The sequence below is a fragment of the Halomonas sp. JB37 genome, assembly GCF_002332255.1.
GTDB classification, from domain to species: Bacteria; Pseudomonadota; Gammaproteobacteria; order Pseudomonadales; family Halomonadaceae; genus Vreelandella; species Vreelandella casei.
Map to the genome: position 1 here is coordinate 2,445,787 of NZ_NRGW01000001.1, position 22,097 is coordinate 2,467,883.

20 protein-coding genes and 4 tRNA genes are annotated in these 22,097 nt (G+C 51.9%); 7 read left to right on the top strand and 17 right to left on the bottom strand.

Annotated elements, in window-relative coordinates; genetic code table 11:
• Positions 1–99: 99 nt before the first annotated feature.
• The gene (locus CIK78_RS11360) at positions 100–1,041 is read left to right on the top strand and encodes a D-2-hydroxyacid dehydrogenase (RefSeq protein ID WP_096280107.1); all 942 of its coding nucleotides are present in this window, start codon (positions 100–102) and stop codon (positions 1,039–1,041) included.
• A gap of 131 nt (positions 1,042–1,172) precedes the next feature.
• On the opposite strand, the gene CIK78_RS11365 is transcribed toward CIK78_RS11360, so the two are convergent.
• The 8 genes from CIK78_RS11365 to CIK78_RS11400 form a co-directional block, all read right to left on the bottom strand.
• Positions 1,173–2,072, bottom strand: a complete 900-nt coding sequence (locus CIK78_RS11365) for a YihY/virulence factor BrkB family protein (protein WP_096280109.1) — start codon at positions 2,070–2,072, stop codon at positions 1,173–1,175.
• A gap of 141 nt (positions 2,073–2,213) precedes the next feature.
• A complete protein-coding gene (locus CIK78_RS11370; protein WP_096280111.1) occupies positions 2,214–3,131 on the bottom strand; it encodes a LysR substrate-binding domain-containing protein in 918 nt (305 codons plus the stop codon).
• A gap of 63 nt (positions 3,132–3,194) precedes the next feature.
• Entirely contained in the window at positions 3,195–4,613 is a 1,419-nt protein-coding gene (gene cls / locus CIK78_RS11375) for a cardiolipin synthase (RefSeq protein WP_096280113.1), read from the bottom strand.
• An 81-nt stretch (positions 4,614–4,694) separates the two neighbouring features.
• Positions 4,695–6,200: a fumarate hydratase gene (locus CIK78_RS11380; RefSeq protein WP_096280115.1), complete on the bottom strand. Its 1,506-nt coding sequence runs from the start codon at positions 6,198–6,200 to the stop codon at positions 4,695–4,697.
• Between the two features lie 193 nt (positions 6,201–6,393).
• Positions 6,394–7,215, bottom strand: coding sequence for an endonuclease VIII (gene nei / locus CIK78_RS11385; protein WP_096280118.1), 822 nt, complete (start codon positions 7,213–7,215; stop codon positions 6,394–6,396).
• 7 nt (positions 7,216–7,222) lie between these two features.
• Positions 7,223–9,247, bottom strand: coding sequence for an excinuclease ABC subunit UvrB (gene uvrB / locus CIK78_RS11390; RefSeq protein ID WP_096280120.1), 2,025 nt, complete (start codon positions 9,245–9,247; stop codon positions 7,223–7,225).
• 38 nt (positions 9,248–9,285) lie between these two features.
• Entirely contained in the window at positions 9,286–9,693 is a 408-nt protein-coding gene (locus CIK78_RS11395; protein ID WP_096280122.1) for an OsmC family protein, read from the bottom strand.
• Positions 9,693–9,890, bottom strand: a complete 198-nt coding sequence (locus CIK78_RS11400) for a hypothetical protein (RefSeq protein ID WP_096280124.1) — start codon at positions 9,888–9,890, stop codon at positions 9,693–9,695. The genes CIK78_RS11395 and CIK78_RS11400 overlap by 1 nt, the downstream gene beginning before the upstream one ends.
• A 171-nt stretch (positions 9,891–10,061) precedes the next feature.
• Between CIK78_RS11400 and CIK78_RS11405 the strand changes: the two genes are divergently transcribed.
• Positions 10,062–11,033, top strand: a complete 972-nt coding sequence (locus tag CIK78_RS11405; protein WP_096280126.1) for a folate-binding protein YgfZ — start codon at positions 10,062–10,064, stop codon at positions 11,031–11,033.
• Here CIK78_RS11405 and CIK78_RS11410 read toward each other — a convergent pair.
• The 7 genes from CIK78_RS11410 to CIK78_RS11440 all read right to left on the bottom strand — a co-directional run bounded on the left by CIK78_RS11410 (position 11,030) and on the right by CIK78_RS11440 (position 15,713).
• Positions 11,030–11,803 carry a TatD family hydrolase gene (locus CIK78_RS11410; RefSeq protein WP_096280128.1) on the bottom strand — a complete coding sequence of 258 codons (774 nt, stop codon included), beginning with the start codon at positions 11,801–11,803 and terminating at the stop codon, positions 11,030–11,032. The genes CIK78_RS11405 and CIK78_RS11410 overlap by 4 nt on opposite strands.
• A 24-nt stretch (positions 11,804–11,827) precedes the next feature.
• Positions 11,828–13,417 (bottom strand): peptide chain release factor 3, encoded by a 1,590-nt coding sequence (locus tag CIK78_RS11415; protein ID WP_096280131.1) that lies wholly within the window; start codon positions 13,415–13,417, stop codon positions 11,828–11,830.
• Positions 13,418–13,662: 245 nt separating this feature from the next.
• Complete coding sequence (locus tag CIK78_RS11420; protein WP_096280133.1) at positions 13,663–14,904, bottom strand: FAD-binding oxidoreductase; 1,242 nt, start codon at positions 14,902–14,904, stop codon at positions 13,663–13,665.
• A gap of 317 nt (positions 14,905–15,221) precedes the next feature.
• A tRNA-His gene (locus CIK78_RS11425) sits at positions 15,222–15,296 on the bottom strand.
• A gap of 28 nt (positions 15,297–15,324) precedes the next feature.
• Positions 15,325–15,399: transfer RNA gene (locus CIK78_RS11430), tRNA-His, on the bottom strand.
• Between the two features lie 71 nt (positions 15,400–15,470).
• A tRNA-Arg gene (locus CIK78_RS11435) sits at positions 15,471–15,547 on the bottom strand.
• Positions 15,548–15,636: 89 nt separating this feature from the next.
• Positions 15,637–15,713, bottom strand: a tRNA-Pro gene (locus tag CIK78_RS11440).
• A 224-nt stretch (positions 15,714–15,937) separates the two neighbouring features.
• Between CIK78_RS11440 and folD the strand changes: the two genes are divergently transcribed.
• Both folD and mtnN read left to right on the top strand, forming a co-directional pair.
• Complete coding sequence (gene folD / locus CIK78_RS11445; RefSeq protein ID WP_096280136.1) at positions 15,938–16,798, top strand: bifunctional methylenetetrahydrofolate dehydrogenase/methenyltetrahydrofolate cyclohydrolase FolD; 861 nt, start codon at positions 15,938–15,940, stop codon at positions 16,796–16,798.
• A gap of 48 nt (positions 16,799–16,846) precedes the next feature.
• Positions 16,847–17,557, top strand: a complete 711-nt coding sequence (gene mtnN, locus CIK78_RS11450) for a 5'-methylthioadenosine/S-adenosylhomocysteine nucleosidase (RefSeq protein ID WP_096280138.1) — start codon at positions 16,847–16,849, stop codon at positions 17,555–17,557.
• A gap of 75 nt (positions 17,558–17,632) precedes the next feature.
• On the opposite strand, the gene pyrC is transcribed toward mtnN, so the two are convergent.
• Positions 17,633–18,670, bottom strand: coding sequence for a dihydroorotase (gene pyrC, locus CIK78_RS11455; RefSeq protein ID WP_096280140.1), 1,038 nt, complete (start codon positions 18,668–18,670; stop codon positions 17,633–17,635).
• 179 nt (positions 18,671–18,849) lie between these two features.
• On the opposite strand from pyrC, the gene CIK78_RS11460 reads away from it, so the two are divergent.
• The 3 genes from CIK78_RS11460 to CIK78_RS11470 are packed head-to-tail and all read left to right on the top strand — an operon-like array spanning position 18,850 to position 21,129.
• Entirely contained in the window at positions 18,850–19,266 is a 417-nt protein-coding gene (locus CIK78_RS11460) for a hypothetical protein (protein WP_096280142.1), read from the top strand.
• A gap of 7 nt (positions 19,267–19,273) precedes the next feature.
• Positions 19,274–20,545: an ATP-binding protein gene (locus CIK78_RS11465; protein ID WP_096280145.1), complete on the top strand. Its 1,272-nt coding sequence runs from the start codon at positions 19,274–19,276 to the stop codon at positions 20,543–20,545.
• Between the two features lie 44 nt (positions 20,546–20,589).
• Entirely contained in the window at positions 20,590–21,129 is a 540-nt protein-coding gene (locus CIK78_RS11470) for a response regulator transcription factor (RefSeq protein WP_096280147.1), read from the top strand.
• 53 nt (positions 21,130–21,182) lie between these two features.
• Here CIK78_RS11470 and CIK78_RS11475 read toward each other — a convergent pair whose 3' ends face one another.
• A complete protein-coding gene (locus tag CIK78_RS11475; RefSeq protein WP_096280149.1) occupies positions 21,183–21,956 on the bottom strand; it encodes a 3-hydroxybutyrate dehydrogenase in 774 nt (257 codons plus the stop codon).
• Positions 21,957–22,097: the final 141 nt, after the last annotated feature.

Here is a 22,097-nt window from a genome sequence, read left to right on the forward strand (position 1 = left end):
ATTCCAAGGCTGCGGTTGATCAAGCGCCGCCATTATACCCTTTTGTGACCCCTGCCAAGCAAGGTTATGCAGACCAAGGCAGTTTATGGAGATAAGAAAATGCCCCACGCAGTGATATTGGATGCTAAGAGCTTAGGCCCCCAGATTGACTTAGCCGCCATTCGTGAGTCGGTTTCTCACCTTGAGGTGTTTGAGCAAAGTTCGACACAACAGGCGGCTGAACGCCTTGCTGACGCAGATATTGCGATTGTAAACAAGGTCGTTCTAGACGCAAAAACGTTGCAACAGCTGCCCAAACTGCGGTTGATATGTGTACTAGCAACGGGGCTTAATAATATTGACCTTGAGACGGCTAAAGCTAATAACATTGAGGTCAAAAACGTAGCGGCTTACGGCACTGCCAGCGTTTCGCAGCACACTTTAATGCTCATGCTCTCACTAGCCAATCGCCTCCCCCTTTATCAGCGCGACGTGGCCGCAGGTAAGTGGCAGCGCAGCGATTTTTTCTGCCTGCAGGACTATCCTACGCTACAGCTTTCAGGCAAACATTTAGTCATGGTTGGGCAAGGAGAGCTGGGCTCTGAAGTTGCTCGTTTAGCGGAAGCGTTCGGAATGAACGTCTCTTTTACCGCCCGACCAGGCAATGAGACCAACGACAAACGCCCGTCCCTTGATGATCTGCTTGATGATGCTGACGTTATTAGTTTGCATTGCCCGCTTAGCGACGCTACTAAGCATTTGATTAATCGGGAGCGCCTGGCTAAGGCCAAACCATCGCTGCTACTGATTAACTGCGCCCGAGGCGGCATGATTGACGAGGTTGCTGCATTAGACGCGCTACGCAGCGGCAAACTAGGCGGACTGGCGGTTGACGTACTGCCGGCAGAACCCCCCAGAAACGGGCATCCACTGCTTGACGCGCTCGCCGAACCGCTCAATTTGATTGTCACTCCACACAATGCCTGGGTCACACCCGAAGCCAGACAGAACATTGTGAGTTTAACGGCAAACAATATTAGCGAATGGAAAACATCTCAGTGAAAAACACCTGAAAATCATTTACGAGGCTGAGATGCCTTAACGGCGCTAGGGGCGTGGCGATCATCCAGGGTGTCATTACAAAACCTGGATGAGCCACACTCCTGAGGTGAATGCGCTGTACTGCGGGCTATTTAAACGTACTCTTGTTTGATAAGCACCGCGCTATTTCTTGGCACCAGAGCTCGACCGCGGCGCAACAGCAAGGACCGCGTAAATGCAGCACCAAACAGTAAAATCAATGAGCTGTAGTAAACCCAAAGTAAAATCATCACAACAGACCCTGCTGCGCCATAGGTTGAAGCGGTAGCGGTATGCGCTAAGTAAATAGCGATAACGCTACGACCTATAGTAAATAGTACCGCGGTGACAACAGCCCCCAAAAATACATCTTTCCACCGCAGCACGACATCGGGCAGTACTTTAAAAATAGTCGCAAATAGCAATGTCACCATGGCCACTGAAATAAGCGATTCTAAAGACGTCGTAAATAAACTGGCAAACGGCAGTAAGTTGTCTGTCGCTAGCAGCACTCCACGCAGCACGACTCCTAAAACTAATGACACCAGCAGGATAAACCCGATGGATAGGACAACCGTAAGCGATAGCAGACGGTTTTTAATAAACACGAAGGCGCTATTAGACGTTGGCTTTGCCGTCACTCCCCATATCGTGTTAAGCGAAAATTGCATTTGCGCGAATACGGTCGTGGCCCCCACGATCAGCGCGATGAACCCCAACACCGTCGGCAACAGCCCCGACTCTTCAATGCGCGACTGCGCGACCGCTTGTTCGATCGCCGTCGCGGCATCGGTTCCTAACGTACCCTGCAGCTGCGCGACTATTTGACCTTGGGCAGCTTCTTCGCCCAATACAACGCCGATTACCGTCACCGCAATGATAATAGTAGGTGCCAATGAGAACAGCGTATAAAAAGCGAGCGAGCCTGCATAGCTAAACGCATTTCGTTCTAGCCATAATGAAACGGCATCTTGCATTACATTCCACCAGAAGGTTGCCGTTTTTTTAATCATATTCACTTCCCATGTAATCGTTTAGACGCGTTTTGTAAGGCTTATCGGTATGCTACGTATATAGCATACCGAACCACAACGTTTAACGCAGTTTTCTGACACGTGACATGTCATCGTTGCTGCCATCCGTAACGGCCAAGCTCATGCTTGCAGAAAGTCCCGCGGTAGCTTCACCATCTGCCGCCATAAACGCTCTACACCAGGCTTGTGCACCATCGAGCAGCGATATAGGCGGATCTCAAGCGGTATATCCCAGTGTTGCTCACCGGCTCTGACCAAGCGCCCACTTTTCAACTCTTCGCGAATACAAAAATCAGGTATCCATGCCACGCCAGCACCCTGTAACACCATTCCTTTCAGGCCTTCGGCCATGGCGGTTTCATAAACGGTGCGTAACTTCATCCGTAGCGGATCATTTTTGAGCAGCATGCGTACCGTTCGGCCTAAAAATGCGGCTTGGGTATAGGAGAGATAGGGGATGGAGGCGTCATGCTGCAATGAAAATAGCGGCTTACCCTGCTCGTCTGGCAACGAAACGGGCAGCATATTGACCTTGCCGATTGAGAACGAGGGAAATACTTCGGCATCTAGCTGCATAGTGGCAAAAGGATCGTAATACGCGAGCATTAAATCGCAGTTACCCTCGCGCAATACGTGAATAGCCTCTCCTACGTTCATAGCCACTAAACGAGTGGGCAGCTCCCCCAGGCCTTTTTGTAACCGAGAAATCCACGGTGGATAAAAACTCAACGCTAAAGAGTGCGCCGCGACGATATCTAACGCTTCATTAGCAATAGACAAACCACGTAAATGGCTCAGCGATTCGTTCAGCTGTTCGACAAGGTTTCGCGCTGTGACTAAAAAAAGTTGGCCTTCGGGCGTTAACCCAACGGGCGTTGTGGAACGATCTACCAAAGTTACATCAACAGCTTGCTCTAGCGCGCGAATACGCCGACTAAAAGCCGGCTGTGTAACGTGTCGCTGGCGTGCTGAGGCCGAGAAGCTGCGTGTGCCGGCAAGCGCCACGAAATCCTCCAGCCATTTTGTTTCAAGATTCACCCATGACTCCTTGTTTTACTCGTCATCCACGCAGAGCTGCTTTTATTATCAGAGGTACCTGCATTATTGGACAGGAGCCGTTAAGTAAGCTGCCCGAGAAACTACTTTCATCCACATTGAACGCTGATTAATTTCATCCATTGTTACACGGCGGCATTGTTCAAAATCATTTTCTAACATCACCGCGACGCTGGCAGCAAACTCTGGGCTAGGTATAAACGCGGTGATTTCAAAATTTAATCGAAACGAGCGATTATCTAAATTGATAGTGCCTACCGTGGCTGCTTCACCGTCTACAAGCATTACTTTTTGATGTAGAAATCCCGGAAGATAACGGTATATTTTAACACCCGCTCTTAACATGTCAGGCAGGAATGAAAATGCTGACAAGAATACTAATAAATGGTCTGGTCGCTCAGGAATCATCACGCGCACGTCTACACCGCGCATCGCCGCTAAGCGCAACGCATCCTGAACGCCTTGATCGGGTACAAAATAAGGACTAGTGACCCACAGACGATGTTTCGCACTATGAATAACCTGCTGCACTAACAGGCTGGCAGTGTCCTGGCGGTCAGCGGGACCAGAAGGCACTATGACGACATGATGGTCGGTTGCTGTAGACGTATCGGCTATCCAGTTCAGGCTAATCACTTCGTCCGTTGCCCAGTGCCAGTCTTCCCAAAAGGCCTCCTGCAAGCCCAACACACTGGGCCCTTGCAGCTTTAAATGCGTGTCGCGCCAGGCACCGTGTCGCGGGTCCTCACCTAGGTATTCGATACCCACGTTTAAACCACCTACCCAACCCTCTTTCCCGTCAACTACCGTGACTTTACGGTGGTTACGGAAGTTGAGCTGAAATCGATGTTTAAACCCTCGCGATGACCGAAAGGCACTGACTGACGCGCCTTCACGCGTTAAATCGCCCAGATAGCCTTCGTTTAATTTGCGGCTACCCACTTCATCATAAAGAAAATAAACCCGCACGCCACGCTTAGCCGCACGCTGCAGATGACTCAACAAACGCTGGCCCAGCGCGTCGTTGCGCACGATAAAAAACTGTATCAACACATAGTTTTCAGCGCGATCAATGCCGTCAAAAAGGCTCTCAAACGCGGCGTGACCGTTGACCAATAGCGTCGCTTGATTACCGCGCGTCAATGGCATCATGGCCAGCTGTTCAACGGCCTGGATATCGGCACTGCTTGAAGGCGCCACGTAGGGCTGCACATTGGCTCGATAACGAACTAATACCCGGCGCAGTACGGTGTCACGCTGGCCGCGAGCCGATACGTAGCCGTAGAACCGCGGTCGACCAAAAAACCAATAGGCTGGAAGTGCAACATACGGAAAAGTAAGCAGCGATATAATCCACGCTACCGCTCCTTGAGAGGTGCGGCTAGACATCAGCGCCATGATGGCCGACACGATGCCTAACAGATGTATCAATAAAATGCTGGTCCCTAATAACCAAGAGGCCATAGCTACGTCCTTATATAGGCAAGGGCCTCGCCACAAGCGAGGCCCTTTTCGTTTTAAAGCCTAATCAACCATACTTCTTTACTACGCAGACTGAGCAATAATTTCTTTCCACTTAGCCGGTCCTGTTTGATGCACCGATGTACCCTGGCTATCCACAGCAACGGTCACAGGCATATCTTCAACTTCAAATTCGTAAATAGCCTCCATGCCCAGATCTTCGAAACCAACTACCCGCGATTTTTTAATCGCCTGTGCGACGAGATAAGCCGAACCGCCAACGGCCATCAGATAAACCGCTTCGTTGTCGCGGATGGCATCAATGGCTGTTTGACCACGCTCTGCCTTACCGACCATGCCGAGCAAGCCTGTTTCTTCCAGCATTGTACGAGTAAATTTATCCATCCGTGTTGCCGTGGTGGGTCCTGCTGGTCCAACCACCTCGTCGCCAATCGGATCAACCGGCCCGACGTAGTAGATAAACCGCCCTTTCATATCCACTGGCAAGGGCTCACCTTTTGCCAACATATCTATCATGCGCTTATGAGCGGCGTCTCGGCCAGTCAACAGCTTTCCGTTTAACAATAGCGTATCGCCCGGCTGCCACGTTTTGACGTCGGCTGGGGTGACGGTGTCAAGATTAACACGCTTGACGTTCTCGCCTGCTTCACGAGTAATTTCTGGCCAATCTTCCAGCTTCGGCGCTTCAAGCACCGCAGGGCCTGAACCGTCCAGAGTAAAGTGAGCGTGGCGAGTAGCCGCACAGTTAGGAATAATCGCGACCGGCTTGTTAGCGGCGTGAGTTGGGTAGTCTCTCACTTTAATATCCAAGACCGTGGTTAAACCACCTAAACCCTGCGCGCCAATACCACTCTTATTGACCTTATCAAACAACTCTAGGCGCAGCTCCTCAGCACGATTACTCGGCCCACGGGCCTGTAAATCTTGTATATCGATAGGATCAAGCAACGCTTCTTTAGCAATTAGCATGGCTTTTTCAGCAGTACCGCCAATACCAATGCCCAGCATACCGGGCGGGCACCAGCCGGCGCCCATCTTCGGCAGCTGCTCCATAACCCAGTCCACCACGCTATCTGAAGGATTCAGCATGGCAAACTTGGATTTTGCCTCACTGCCACCACCCTTCGCGGCCACATGAATATCGACGCTGTCACCAGGCACAATCGAATGATGAATAATGGCCGGGGTGTTGTCTTTGGTGTTGGCCCGCTTACCGTCTGGATCAGCCAGTACCGAGGCGCGCAGAATATTATCCGGCAACAGGTAAGCACGACGAACACCTTCGTTGATCATGTCGTCCAAGCTCATGTCCGCCTCCCACGTTACGTTCATACCCACATGAACGAACACGGTGACAATACCGGTATCCTGACAAATAGGACGGTGGCCTGTGGCGCACATGCGTGAATTAATCAGAATTTGCGCAATGGCATCTTTCGCAGCGGGGTTCTCTTCACGCTCATAGGCGGCAGCCATGGCGTCAATAAAATCTTTAGGATGATAGTAAGAGATGTACTGCAGAGCATCGGCAACGCTTTGAATAACGTCGTCCTGGCGAATCACGGTCATGGACTAACAGCTCCTAGGTTATCGTCTAGTCAGCGGCTTTCTTTCGCAACTGCGAAAGTGCCGTCTTAGCGTGAGCCAAGTATACCGTATTGCCCCTCACGCGGCAGCATCCCTAGCGATACCAGTGACAACGCAGTTCAGTTTGTAAAAAGAGATTCAAACATTCAAGATAACGGTATAAACCCTAAAAAAACTAACTCGGCTGGCAGCGCGGGCATAGATACAGCCGTCTTGAACCCACCATGATTCGCTGGATGACCTCGCCACAGCGGTGACATTGCAGCCCGGCACGATCAAATACTGCAAAGCGCCACTGACTGCGTGGCTCACCGGCGACCTTAGCCTGCTTAATCCAAGCATCACAATTGGTGATGCCTGCCGTTTGGTACGTTTGAAGCGTGGTTTCAATAATGCACTTCGCCAACATCTGCTGCTGCCCTGGCGACAAATCTATCGGACGCGTTTTCGGAGAAAGCTGCGCAAAAAACAAAATTTCCGAGCGCAGATAGTTGCCCAACCCTGCCACCAACCCCTGATCAAGCAACAGCGCCCCTAAGCTACGTTTGTGGAACTGCTTAAGATTTAGACGTTGCTGGACGTCGCCAGCCGTGACTTCCTGGCTGAGCAAATCAGGCCCCAGCCGAGATAAAAACGGATGCTGCGCGAGATTATCCTCGTGCCAAAGGGAAATATCAGAGGCACTGTAAAGGCTTGCGCTACGCCCTTGCGCCGTCAATCTAACACGCAGCGTGCGCTTTGTGTCAGGCGGTTGATCGGCATCATGCTGCTTCCAAACACCGTACAGCTGGTTGTGCGAATACAGCACGCGCCGATCACTAAACCGGATCAACATCGCCTTGCCCCACGTATCAACCCGCGTAACACGCGCACCAACAAGAGACGCGGCCTGCTCAGCAAGCTCTGGGAAAGCAAACCAAGCAGCGTCTATCTCACGCTCGCCTATCTGCTGCTGTACACGGTCTGCCGCACGGCGAATTTCGGGCCCTTCCGGCATACGTCTCCTATCCCAATACCAGCTGTTTTTCCTTCATTTGATGCAGCTGGTCGCGAAGACGCGCCGCCTCTTCAAACTCCAGATTTTGCGCTGCTTCAAACATTGCATCTTCGAGCTTGTTAATCGCACCCAAGAGATCTTGCTTACTCATACTGGCGATATCATAGTCAGCGGCTGACTCAGCTACTTTGCGCTCATTACCGCGGCGGCGGCTGCTTTTCTTACCAGGCGCTTGCGCCGCTTCAAGAATATCGGCGACCGAACGAGTCACCGTTGTCGGCGTAATACCATGCTCTTCGTTATGCTCTGTTTGCTTAGCGCGCCGCCTATCCGTTTCATCAATGGCCTTGCGCATTGAGTCCGTAATACGGTCCCCGTACAAAATAGCTTTACCATTAGCATTACGGGCAGCGCGGCCGATGGTCTGTATCAACGAGCGCTCAGAGCGCAAGAAGCCCTCTTTATCGGCATCCAAAATTGCCACGAGCGATACTTCCGGAATATCGAGACCTTCGCGTAACAGGTTTATACCTACTAGCACGTCAAACTTACCTAAGCGCAAATCACGGATAATCTCTACCCGCTCCACAGTGTCGATGTCAGAGTGTAAGTAACGCACTCGAATGCCGTGCTCATCAAAGTAATCCGTGAGATCTTCTGACATACGCTTGGTAAGAGTGGTGACCAAAACGCGCTCACCCACGGCGGTGCGCAGTCCAATCTCCGAGAGCAGATCATCTACCTGAGTGCTGGCTGGGCGCACCTCAATTTCAGGGTCTAGCAGTCCGGTGGGACGTACCACTTGCTCAACCGTCTGACCGGTGTGCTCGGCTTCATAACGGCCTGGGGTGGCGGAGACAAAAATAGTCTGCGGTGAAATCGCCTCCCACTCTTCAAACTTCATGGGCCGATTATCCAGCGCTGAGGGCAGTCGAAAACCGTACTCGACCAGTGTTTCTTTACGCGAACGATCGCCTTTATACATCCCACCGACCTGCGGCACGCTGACGTGAGATTCATCGATAAACAGCAGTGCGTCGTCTGGTAAATAGTCGAAGAAGGTCGGCGGCGGCTCGCCCGATGCACGCCCGGAAAGGTAGCGCGAGTAGTTTTCAATACCGTTGCAATAACCAAGTTCAAGCATCATTTCTATATCGTAAAGCGTGCGCTGCTCCAAACGCTGGGCCTCCACCAACCGCTCGTGTTTGCGCATCCACTCTAAACGCTCTTTGAGCTCCTCTTTAATGTCATCGATGGCGCCTAAAATCGTTTCCCGTGGCGTAACGTAGTGCGATTTTGGGTAGATGGTCATTCGCGCCACCTCGCCATGGACGGCACCGGTTAGCGGATCAAACATGCGAATCGTGTCGATTTCATTGTCGAACAGCTCGATTCGCACCGCCTCTTCTTCAGAATCAGCGGGGAAGACATCGATGACGTCGCCACGAACTCGGTAAGTACCGCGCCGGAAATCCATATCATTGCGGGTGTACTGTAGCTCGGCCAAGCGGCGTAAAAAGGCGCGCTGGTCAATCAGTTCACCGCGGGAGAAATGAAGGCGCATTTTCAGATATTGCTCGGGATCACCCAGGCCGTAAATAGCCGACACGGATACCACAATTAGCGCATCACGGCGCTCAAGCAGCGCCTTGGTGGCTGAAAGACGCATCTGCTCAATATGGTCATTAATCGACGCATCTTTCTCGATAAACGTATCGGATGCCGCCACATAGGCTTCAGGCTGATAATAATCGTAGTAGGAGACGAAATACTCAACCGCGTTATCAGGGAAAAAAGACTTAAACTCACCGTAAAGCTGGGCAGCGAGCGTCTTATTTGGCGCCATGACAATCGTTGGGCGCTGCTGCTGCTCAACCACATTCGCCATAGTGAAGGTTTTACCCGACCCCGTAACCCCGAGCAGTGTCTGATGGGCAAGCCCTGATTCCAGGCCACTAATCAGCCCTTTAATAGCGGCGGGCTGATCGCCAGCAGGCTGAAATTTAGACTGCAATCGAAAGGCTTTGCTCATCGTGACTCCAAAACAAGGGGGAATTAGCTAAAAACAAACTAAACAAGCCGCGTGGCGATCTCGACGGTGGACTCAGTCATCAAGCGCTGGATGGGGCAACGGTGGCTTATATCTTCCAGCCTGGCGCGCTGATCAGGATCATCAATACCCTGCAGCATTAATGCGACATCTAACTTATAGATACCTTTTTTTTCCTGGCTATCATCTCGCTGCACGGTGACGGTAATTCCCTCAAGCGACCACTCTTTACGCTTGGCGTACATCGACACTGTGATCGCCTTGCAAGTGCCTAAGGCAATATCAAAATAGTCATGGGGATCCGGTGCACTACCATCACCGCCAACAATGGCCGGCACATCGGCAAACATATCTTCTAAGCCATTGACCTCAATGCGCTGCCTAAAAACGTTGTTGCGTTCACTGATAATGGTAATCGGTATATGCATTAAGAAACCTTTACGCCCAGCTTAAGTTTTTCAATCGCGTTAATAAGCGTTTGACGCGTTGCCCGGCCATCCACGTCGGCGCCGTGCCTTCCCACCTCAGCACTGTCAACGCCTTCAAGCATCATAAGCGCCGTGGTGATTTTATTAACTTGTTCGACCGTTTTAACTTGCTGAAATGTTAATGATTGTTGCGCCATACCGTTTCCTTACCTGTTGGTCAACACCTGATAAACTGTGTAAAGCTGATATCAAATGAAGAGTTTAGCACGCTAATAGTGCCTTGCAATTGATGCACTGCGCCCGCATTAAATGCCGTATCAGTACGTATTTTATACGCTGGCACCTTACCATTTTCTTTAGGAGTTTTTATGGCGACCGTTCCCTCAAGCCACCCCGCCCTTGGCTGCGTCCGCCTAACCCATTTAGCGGCACTGGATGTAAAAGGCGTCGATGCAGAAAAATTCCTTCAAGGACAAACCAGCGCTCAGGTAAGTTTGGCTGATGGATGCTTTGCACCACTTACCTGTTTCTGTACGCCAAAAGGGCGAATGCTAGCTAATGCCCAACTACTTCGGTTGAGCAATGAGCATTTCCGTCTGCTGCTGAGCACAACATTAGTCGATAGCTTAGCCAGTCATCTTAAAAAATTCGCTGCTTTTTATCGCGCGGAACTGATTCTGCAGCCTAATCTAACCTTCATCGGCGCAAGCGTGGGTGCTCAGACGCTGGCGGATCAGCTCGGACTGCAGCTTCCCGACAACGTCGGCACCCACTCTAATAGCGAGCTGGCTGTAAGTTTGCAGTGTCTAGGTGAGACACCACGCTTTATATTCTGTTTCGACGACGCCAACAATGACGCTACCGTGGCCATACAAGATGACGATGCAGGCCGCAATGCTTGGCAGCTTGAAGATATTCGCAGTGGCTTAGCGTGGCTAACCGATGCTCAGCAGGATCACTTCCTGCCCCAGATGATAAATTGGGAAGCGCTTGGCGGGATTAGCTTTAAAAAGGGTTGCTACACCGGCCAAGAAGTCGTCGCGAGAGCACACTTCCGGGGCCAGGTTAAAAAGCGCCTGATGCGCGTCAGCGTCGAGACAACAGCACTGCCAGAAGCGGGCGCCAGCCTGGTTAATAGTGATGATAAATCGGTAGGCGAAGTGGTGATCAGCGCGCCGGACTCGCTAGGTGGCATTGAACTGCTGGCGGTTATGAGCACTAAAATCGCCGAAGAAATGACGCCCATCTTTTTGTCAGGACTACTCGCCACCCTTTTACCACTGCCCTACCCGATTGAACGCGTAGATCCCGAGCAACTAGCGGTCAGCCTTAACAGCTAAGGCTGCATGCTAGGCAAACCAAATAGCGTTGCGGCGACAGCACTGGTCTGCCCCGCGACCTGCTCGGCTGTTTGCCCGCGTAGCCTAGCCACCGCATGGCACACATCGACTAGCCTACTTGGCTCATTGCGCATTCCCTGGCAGCCACTTAATGGCATATCGGGGCTATCGGTTTCGAGCATAAAAGCGTCATCGGGCAGTGCTTTTACCATGCGCTGTAATCGCTTGGCGCGCTCATAGGTCACTGCCCCACCTAAATCTAGCTTGAAACCAAGCGCTAAAAACTTCTGAGCTTGCTCAATTGAACCTGAAAAGGCATGAATCAGACCTGCTTTAGGCAGCGAAAACTGGCTAAGGCGCTTAGCAACGGAGTCATTGGCATGCACACAATGCACCACGACCGGCAAAGAATGTTTCTGAGCCAGCCTTAACTGAGCATCAAAGTAGTGCCACTGGGCATCAATAGTCGCTTCAAAGCGAGCATCAATACCGCACTCGCCCACCGCCACGATTTCTGGATGCTTAATGAACAGTTGATCAAGCGCGGCAAGGTCCGCCTCCTGATGCTGCGTCACAAAGTAAGGATGCAAGCCCACGCATGCCGACGTATCAACGCGCTCGGCCAGCGCCAGCACATGCTGCCAGCGCTCTCGGGTCGTACCAGGAATGACAAAGCGCGAAACGCCCACCGCCTTCGCGGCCTCAAACACCTCTGCTCGGTCATGATCGAACTGCGGGAAGTCGAGATGGCAGTGAGCATCAATCAGCATAGAGCTACTTAGACATATAAAAAACTAGTGTTCGCGCGTAGGCTGGAAGCGGATGTCTGGCCAACGCTCTTGGGTCATCTGAAGGTTTACCCGGGTCGGTGCAATGTAGGTCAGATAGCCACCCCCATCGATCGCCAAGTTGGTGCTGGCCTTACGCTTGAATTCCTCTAGCTTCTTGGCGTCTTCACAATAGACCCAGCGCGCCGTCTGTACGTTGACCCCTTCGTACAGGCAGTCGACCTTGTATTCTTCTTTCAGACGATGGGCAACAACATCAAACTGCAGAGTACCTACGGCGCCGAGAATCAGGTCGTTATTATCCATCGGCATAAATACCTGCGTTGCGCCTTCTTCAGAAAGCTGCTGCAAGCCTTTTTGAAGCGCTTTCATCTTCAGGGGGTCTTTTAGCCGCACGCGCTTAAATAGCTCAGGAGCAAAGTGAGGAATACCGGTAAAGCGCATATCTTCGCCAACGGTAAACGTATCGCCTATCTGAATAGTCCCGTGGTTGTGCAGACCAATAATGTCGCCGGGCCACGCTTCTTCCACGTGAGAGCGATCAGACGCCATGAACGTCAGCGCATCGGCAATCTTGACGTCTTTACCAATACGCACGTGACGCATCTTCATGTTCTTTTCGTACTTGCCAGAACATACCCGCAAGAAGGCAATACGGTCCCGGTGATTGGGATCCATGTTGGCCTGGATCTTAAACACAAAGCCGGTAAATCGATCATCATCAGCAAGGACGTCACGCGTGTCGGTTTGATGCGCTTGAGGCGGCGGTGCGTACTCAACAAAACCGTCAAGCATTTCGCGCACGCCAAAGTTGCCCATAGCAGTACCAAAATAAACGGGCGATAAATCGCCACGGCGATAAGCCTCAAGATCAAACTCATGAGAAGCGCCACGAACCAGCTCAACCTCCATGCGCAGCTCTTCGGCCTGCTCTTCTCCCAGCGCCGCATCTACCTCGGGGCTATGCAGGCCTTCAATGCGCTTATCATCAGGAATTCGGCTACCCTGGCCCTGAGTGTAGAGATGGATGACGTCGTTATAAAGATGATAAACGCCCTTGAAGTGACGCCCCATACCAATTGGCCAGGTCATTGGCGCGCACTGGATATTTAGAACCGTTTCTACTTCATCCATGACTTCAATAGGGTCGCGGGTATCGCGGTCCATCTTATTGATAAACGTCAAGATCGGCGTGGTACGTAGCCGACATACCTCCATCAGCTTGATGGTGCGATCTTCAACGCCTTTGGCACCATCAATTATCATCACCGCTGAGTCGACCGCCGTTAGCGTGCGATAGGTATCTTCAGAGAAGTCTTCATGTCCGGGCGTATCCAACAGATTGACGATGCGCCCCCCGTAGGGAAACTGCATCACCGAGGTCGTTACTGAAATACCCCGCTCCTGCTCCATTTTCATCCAGTCCGAGGTGGCGTGGCGGTCATTACGCTTACTCTTAACCGAGCCGGCTAGCTGGATGGCGTTTCCAAACAGCAGCATTTTTTCGGTGATCGTGGTTTTACCGGCGTCGGGGTGCGAGATAATAGCGAATGTCCTGCGAAGCTCAGCTTCACGGGCTAAATGAGTGTCTTTCATTGTGCCTCTTTAAATATGTAGTCTCAGCGCAGCCTTCTATTTAACGATCACCGCGCGTTGAGCAATGTCTATTGCGCTAATTGTACCGCCTGGAGGCTGCTGTTGTCGCGGGTGGCGTCAAGGTCGCATCACCTAATAGATGGTCAAAAAAAACGCTGACAGAGTCAGCGTTTTTAAAATACTTATTTGAAGTACTTACCGATAAATACCCGACATGGCACTAATCAATGCTTGAACGCCGGTGTTTAGAAGCGGTCTGCACGAAACGGCGCCATATCGACAGCCGTCTCTTTGCCTTCCATCATATCCGCCAGCAGCTGGCCCGTGGCTGGACCTAGGGTAAACCCTTGATGCCCATGGCCAAAAGCGAGCCATAGGCCGGGGTGACGCGGAGCAGGACCAATAATCGGCTTCATGTCGGGAAGACAAGGCCGCGCGCCTTTCCAAGGAGCTTCATCACGCCGCTCGCCTAACGGAAATACGCTGCGGGCTACTTTTTCTGCAGCATCGAGCTGCTTAGCATCGGCTAGCGCCTCTAAACGATCCAGCTGTGCCCCCGTTGTTAGCCGCACACCCGCATTCATTGGCGCAAGCAAGTAGCCAACCTCTGCATCCATTAACCAGTAATTGAGCTTAGCCGGTGTCTGCGTGGCGTAATGCATGTGATAACCACGCTTCACGAAGGTGGGGAAGCGATAACCCAGTTCTTTTAGCCAATTACCCGCCCAAGGGCCTAACGCGACGACGACATTATCTGCTTCAATCGTTTCAGATGGCGTTTTTACCTGCCATCGATCACCAATTTGCTGAACCGACTGAATATCCGCCTGCACAATACGCCCACCGTCGCGGTTAAACGCTTGTGCGTACGCTGCCACCAAAGCGCCAGGGTCAGCCACGGTCCATGAGTCAAGCCAGTGAATTGCACCCACAATGTTACCGCTCAGCGCAGGCTCTTTGACTATAAGTGCTGCTCGATCCAATTCTTCAAATTGAACGCCATAAAGGCGTCTCGCCTCTTCGGCATCTTTTAATCGAGCCACCAGCTTTTCAGGAGTACGGTAGAGCTCAAGCCACCCATCCCTGCGCACTAGGTGCTCTGCCCCAGCGGCCTCAATCATGGGCCCATGAGTTTTGAGCGCCAACTGGATCAACGATGCGTACTCCGGCACGATTTTTTGGTAAGCCTTAGGAGCTGAGTTCATCCAGTAGCGCAACAGTGGAGAGGCGGCATTTATCATACCCGCTAGGCGATAGCGAATATCTACTCTGCGGTTGGGCAAGACGCTTAGCAGCGTTTTAATATCACGCGGGAAAGGATAAGGCCTGACGGCTTCACGCTGAATAATACCGGCATTGCCAAAGGAAGTTTCTCGACCCGGCTCAAGGCGATCCACCAGGGTGACATCATGCCCGCGCTGACGCAGATGCCAGGCAATACAGACACCCACCATGCCTGCCCCCAAAACAACCGTTTGACGCGCCATCGCGATCCACTCCCTTTGCGAATTAGGAATTACTATTACCAGCAGAGGTTAAAAAATAACTTATTGAAAAATATCACTAAACAAAGGGCTTTGACAGAGCTTAAAACTCTTTTTTAACCCGCATAATTAGCAATTAATGCTACCAAAGCATGGGGAATCGCTATTGCTACTGTAGACAAGCTAGCCAACATCATTTTTTCTCGGCGCATTTTTGCTCTTGATGTAAAAGACGAAAAATCGAAAAACAGAAACGCAAAAAACCCAATTAAGGGCATCAAGAAAAAAAAGAGTAAGAGTAAGAAAGGAAAATATAGAAATGGGGTGGATGATGGGGCTTGAACCCACGACCACCGGAATCACAATCCGGGGCTCTACCACTGAGCTACACCCACCACAACCTAAAAACGCAAATATTGTCACTGGGGTGGATGATGGGATTTGAACCCACGACCACCGGAATCACAATCCGGGGCTCTACCCCTGAGCTACACCCACCAAAGACAATCTTACGTAAAACAAGCGTGATTGAAGATAGGATTCTGACAGGTTAATACCACTGAATACGGTGGCACGCCCAGCAGGAATCGAACCCGCAACCTACGGCTTAGAAGGCCGTTGCTCTATCCGGTTGAGCTATGGGCGCACAAAGAGCATCCAAAAATAAGAATACTGATGAGCACTAGACCACAACCAATGCTTTAGAAAACAAGCTATCAGCTTTCACGTTAGGTGTGGTCGGGATGGAGGGATTCGAACCCCCGACATCCTGCTCCCAAAGCAGGCGCGCTACCAGACTGCGCTACATCCCGATTCTATCACCCTAGACGCTACCGCTTTGCCCGTCCAAGCGAGGCATATATTACTATTTTTAAATTTAAAGTCAACAACTAAACGGGTTATTCGTTAAGTCGCTTTGCCTGGATGCCCTAGCATGCGAAAATTGCCGCCTTTAAAAGCGTGCCGTTACATCAGCATGACGATGCATAGCCCTTATTAACGTCACCCTTATCAACGTCCACAGGGATTCCAGAACATGACCGCCCAACTAATCGATGGCAAATCCATCGCTGCTACTGTCCGCCAACAGGTTGCCGAAAAAGTCGCCGCACGCCGACAAGCAGGTTTACGGGCACCGGGACTAGCCGTTGTTGTGGTTGGAGATGATCCCGCCTCTCAAGTCTATGTCAATAATAAGCATCGCGCCTGCGAGCAAGCCGGTATTGTCTCGCTTCAGCACGCCCTGCCAACCAACACGTCACAGCATGAGTTAGAAGCGCTTGTCGACCAGCTCAATAGCGATCCGAACATAGATGGCATATTGGTGCAGCTACCGCTGCCTAAGCATCTTGATGCTGGGCCTATCTTAGAGCGCATTCGACCCGATAAAGATATTGATGGCTTTCACCCGTATAACATCGGTCGTTTAGCGCAGCGTATGCCTGCGCTACGCCCCTGCACCCCTAAAGGCATTATGACGCTGCTCGCTCAAAGCGATATAGCCTTACGCGGCCTAGATGCCACCGTGGTGGGCGCATCTAATATCGTTGGTCGCCCAATGGCGTTAGAACTTATGTTAGCGGGCTGCACCACGACCGTATGCCATCGCTTTACGCAAAACCTTGCCGAGCACGTCAGCCGCGCCGACATATTAGTTGTGGCTGTCGGCAAACCGGGCCTGGTTAAGGGTGAATGGATAAAGCCTGGCGCTGTCGTCATTGATGTAGGCATTAACCGCCAAGAAAACGGCACGCTAATCGGTGATATCGATTTCGCAGTGGCAGCCGAACGAGCAAGCTTCATCACGCCGGTGCCTGGCGGCGTTGGCCCGATGACAGTAGCGACGCTGCTTGAAAACACGCTAGAGGCGGCAGAGCAACACGACCTAACGCAGTAATCACGACGTCCAGGACGGCATTCCCCTTTTACTCAGGAGCATTGTGCAGTGAAGCGCATTGGTATTATTGGCGCGATGGCGCAAGAGGTTGACGCCTTAGTCAGCCAGCTAGAAGACGCTCAACGCTATGAACACGCAGGCTTTGTATTTCATACGGGCAAACGCTATGGCCTTGAAGTCATCGTACTGTTATCGGGCATTGGCAAAGTAAACGCCGCGGTAGGTACGGCAATTTTGCTCGAACGCCATCAGCCCGATGCCGTCATTAACACCGGTTCAGCAGGCGGATTTGCTGCTGATTTAGCCATTGGCGATGTCATCATTTCAGAAGAAGTACGCCATCACGACGTTGATGCCGTGGTATTTGGCTACGAAATAGGCCAGGTGCCGGGCATGCCCGCCGCCTACCTCGCTGATACGCAGCTTCGCGGTATTGCTCGTAACGCTATCGCCTCGCTAGGCGAGGTTCAGGTACGTGAAGGTTTGATTGCTACCGGTGACGCCTTTATGGCTGACCCTGCGCGCGTCGAAGCTACTCGGGCTCAGTTTCCTACGATGCTGGCCGTCGAGATGGAGGGCGCCGCCATTGGGCAAACGTGCCATCTTTATCAATGCCCGTTTGTGGTGATTCGTGCCCTTTCTGATATTCCTGGCAGCGGTGACAACCATCTTTCATTTGATCAGTTCTTAGAAGTAGCGGCCGATCACTCATCACGCATGGTCGATCAAATGCTTCAACAGCTGGGCAACGCCGATTAACGGCAACAATATAGCGCTCGCTGATTAAAGCCACTTCTACCGTCGGCAGCGTGGCCGACGGTATAACGGTTAAGCCTACGCCTTGACTGCCCAGCTAAGCGTCTCGCCCGCTAAAAGCGGAACAATTTGCTCGCCCTGCGCATAAGGATAGCTTTCAGGCAAACGCCACTCACGCCGCTCCAGCGTGATGCGGTCAGCATTCGGCGAAAGGCCGTAAAAACGCGGGCCATTAAGGCTTGCAAAGCCTTCCAGCTTGTCCAGCGCATTCATCTCGTCAAAAGCCGTTGCGTAAAGCTCAATGGCTGCAGGCGCTGTGTAAGCACCAGCACAGCCACAGCTTGACTCTTTAGCATCCTGCGAATGCGGTGCGCTATCGGTGCCGAGAAAGAACTTATGACTACCGCTCGTGGCCGCTTTTAACAGCGCCTGACGATGCTGCTCACGCTTCAAAATGGGCAGGCAGTAATAATGCGGACGAATACCGCCCACCAGCATTTTATTACGATTAAACAGCAGGTGATGCACCGTAATAGTGGCGGCCACATTATCCGGCGCTTGAACGACAAACTCGGCCGCCTGCTTGGTAGTAATATGCTCAAACACCACCTTCAGTGCCGGATGGCGTTCCAGCAGCGGCTTCATAACCTTCTCAATGAACACTGCTTCACGGTCAAAAATATCAATTTGCGCATCGGTCACTTCACCATGCACTAGCAAAGGCATACCGACCTTCACCATCATCGCAATCGCTGCGTCGCAGTGCGCCAAATCGGTGACACCAGAGTCGGAATTGGTCGTTGCGCCAGCCGGATAAAGCTTCACTGCTTTGACAATACCGCTTTGTGCAGCACGCTCGATCTCCTCGGGGGGCGTGGTATCGGTGAGATACAGCACCATCAAAGGCTCGAAAGTGCTACCCACTGGCAAGGCTTCTAAAATACGCTGGCGGTATTCAAGCGCTTGAATAGTAGTAGTCACCGGCGGCGTTAGATTTGGCATAATGATCGCGCGCCCCATCTGAGCGGCGGTATGTCCTACAACGGCTTTTAATGCGCCATCGTCACGTAAATGAAGATGCCAATCATCTGGGCGAGTCAGAGTTACAGTGTCCATGGCAAGTCCTGTGCTGAAGTAAAGTCGCTAAAACAAGGGTACGCACAGTATACGCAATTAGCCGTGTGGATAAATCCACTCTTCAAGCCCCCACAGCCTTGCTCAAGTGTCGTATCATGACCACACTTTTACACTGACTGTTTTCACAAGCAGGTTTATCGGCAAGGATCGGATTGTTTATGCAGAACGTGCGTCGCTATGCAGACATTATTGCCAGCCTAGAAGGATTAATGTGGCTTAGTCTCGCCTGGTCTATTTCGCTGTCTGTCCATATCGGCAGCACTGAACCCACGCTTGCCATACTGTTGGTGATCGGCGCTCTGGTGGTTTTTAGCTGGGCTCACCGGCCACTGCGCTACTTACTGCACCGCTATCATATTCGCAAACGGCGCACCGATATGTGGATACATATTTTAGCACTACCGCTCTTACTCGCGATGTTCTTCCACATTATGCTCGCTGCTTTGCTGAGTAGTGCCTGGCTGCCGCCTAAAATGCTGCTGTTTAATATACTGGCCTCTGCCGGCTGGGCAACCTATGTGATGACGCTGTTTATCAAGTTTGTCATTCACGGTTTAAAAGCCAAAACGAAGTAAACGTATCATGCAAACCGCCCTTCCTCTTCCGCTGTCCACACCCAACCGTAACTTGGTGAGACTCACCATGGTACGTGGCATCACCTGGACAGGCTTTTTAATCGCCATCATTGTCGGCGTTGAACTGCTGGCCTTCGACTTACCGGTCACTCCTGTTGTCGGCGTAGTCATTGCCATGGGCGCGCTCAACATTGCCACCTGGTGGCGCCTGGGACGCCCTCGAGCGGTGACGCATATTGAGTACCTACTGCACTTACTCGCTGACATCACCGGTTTGACGCTGCTGTTTTACTTTTCGGGTGGCTCTACCAACCCCTTTATTAATTATTACTTAGTGCCTATTACCATTGCGGCAGCCACCCTACCTTGGCGCCATGCATGGATCATTGCCGCGTGCTCGATGGCCGGCTATACGTTTTTAATGTTTTTGTATCATCCGATTCATCAACTGGGGCATATTAATAGCGACGATCTGCTTAACCTGCACGTGCTTGGCATGTGGCTTAATTTCGGCCTGTCTGCAGGACTCGTGACTTTCTTTATTTATAAAATGGCCCACGCCCTGCGCAGCCGTGACCAAGCGCTGTCGCGCACGCGTGAAGCCGCGCTGCGAAACGAACAGGTTCTGGCGGTGGCCACTCAAGCCGCGGGCACTGCGCATGAACTGGGAACACCGCTGTCTACTATGGCCATTCTACTCAAAGAAATGCAGGGTGACGCCCCTACCAACTCAGTGCTACATGAAGACATCGTGCTACTACGCCAGCAGGTGGATATATGCAAATCACGCTTACAAAATTTAGTGCTAAATGCTGATCGTCGGCGGATGGCTGAACCTGAAGTGCTTGATGCTGAAACATGGCTAGCAGGAGTGGTACAGCGCTGGCTAGTGCTGCGGCCAGACGTGAACCACCTGTTTAGCGTGACCGAGAAGCGTGGGCGCCCCTGGTTAGCGGTCGATGCCACTCTTGACCAAGCGCTCATGAACTTACTCAACAACGCCGCTGATGCAAACCCGGACCAAGTTGCGATCCGCCTAGACTGGCAGGGCGATAATGTGGTGATTGATATTCGCGACCATGGCCCCGGCGTTGCCATGTCGATTGCCGACCAGTTAGGCGAAACCTTCGTTTCTACTAAAAGCAAAGGGATGGGGATCGGCTTATTTTTAACGCATGCCACCATCAACCGCTTTGGCGGCGGTGTGAGCCTGTACAATCACCCCGAAGGAGGTACGCTGACAGAAGTAACGCTACCTCGCTGCGCGGCGCCTAATTAATCGACGCACGCTTAAAGCATCTCCAGCAATGGATTAAGGACATCATGCCAACTCAAGAGCAACGCCTGCTGATCATTGATGACGACGAAATGTTTTGTCATGTCTTAAATCGCGCACTCACGCGGCGCGGCTATAGCGTTACTGTTGCTCACGATGCGGAGCAGGCGATTACGATGGCCGCACAGCACTTGCCCACCATGGCGACTCTTGACCTGAAGCTTGAAAATAGTTCTGGCCTAAAGCTGCTGCCTGAACTGTTGGCTATCTCGCCTCATTGCCGCATCGTCGTGCTGACCGGTTATTCCAGCATTGCCACGGCGGTGGAAGCCATTAAGCTCGGCGCCGCAAACTACCTATGTAAACCGGTGGATGCAGACGATGTATTGATTGCTTTTGAGCGCCAAAGCGGTGATCCCGACATTGAACTGGCGGACAACCCTCCATCAATTAACCGCATTACTTGGGAACATATTCAAAAAGTGCTGCAAGAGCACGACGGCAATATATCTGCCACCGCTCGGGCATTAGGCATGCACCGTCGCACTCTTCAGCGTAAGCTTCAAAAACGCCCGGTACGTCGTTAGATTAACCACCGACGACCGTGCAAGATTGGCAGCGGACTGAAAGCTATGCGCGATTAGTGCGCCGTCCAGCCTAGATCAATATTAAAACTGGAGCCGGTGACGGCGCCCGCCGCATCAGAGGCCAGATAAGCGATTAACTGGGCAACCTCTTCAGGCTCGATTAAGCGCTTTATCGCAGCCTGTTTTAGCATTATTTTTTCGACAACATCCTGCTCATCCATGTTATTCAGCTTGGCCTGGTCGGCAATCTGATTATCCACTAGCGGCGTTTTCACATAGGCTGGGCAAACTGCATTTGCGGTAATACCTTGCTCCCCGCCTTCAAGCGCAGCCGTCTTAGTCAAACCAATCATCCCGTGCTTAGCACTGGTGTAAGCCGCTTTTCCCGGCGATGCCACCTGCGCATGGATTGACGCTACGTTAACAATTCGACCCCAGCCCTTTTTTCGCATGTGCGGCCATGCTGCCTGGGTCAGTAAAAATGGTGCGGTCAGCATTAAATCAATGATCTGGTGCCACTTCTCTTCGGGAAACGTCTCGATGGAGGCAACATGTTGAATACCCGCATTATTGACCAGTATATCGACACTACCAAAACGCTTGACCGCCTCAGTTACGGCCCCACGGCACGCATCCGGATCGCTCAGGTCGGCTTCATAAAACACAGCGCCCGCTTTTCCCGCAACAGCCTTTCCCGCTGGATTAAAATCTACCGCGAGCACCTGGTGCCCTAGCTTGCAAAAATGTTCCACCACAGCAGCACCGATACCACTGCTAGTACCGGTTACCAACGCAACACGCGGCGCGGTAGTCGCTTGAGAAGGCATAGGCATTTTCCTTTCGTCAGGGTTGATTGCGATGACATTTATCACTACAGAGTACTTACGGGCCGATAACCGTCAATTATAGCTAGCGTAGTGAGCGTCTATTGGCGAAAAGCGTTGGGCTCAGTCACAATAGGCGCTCAT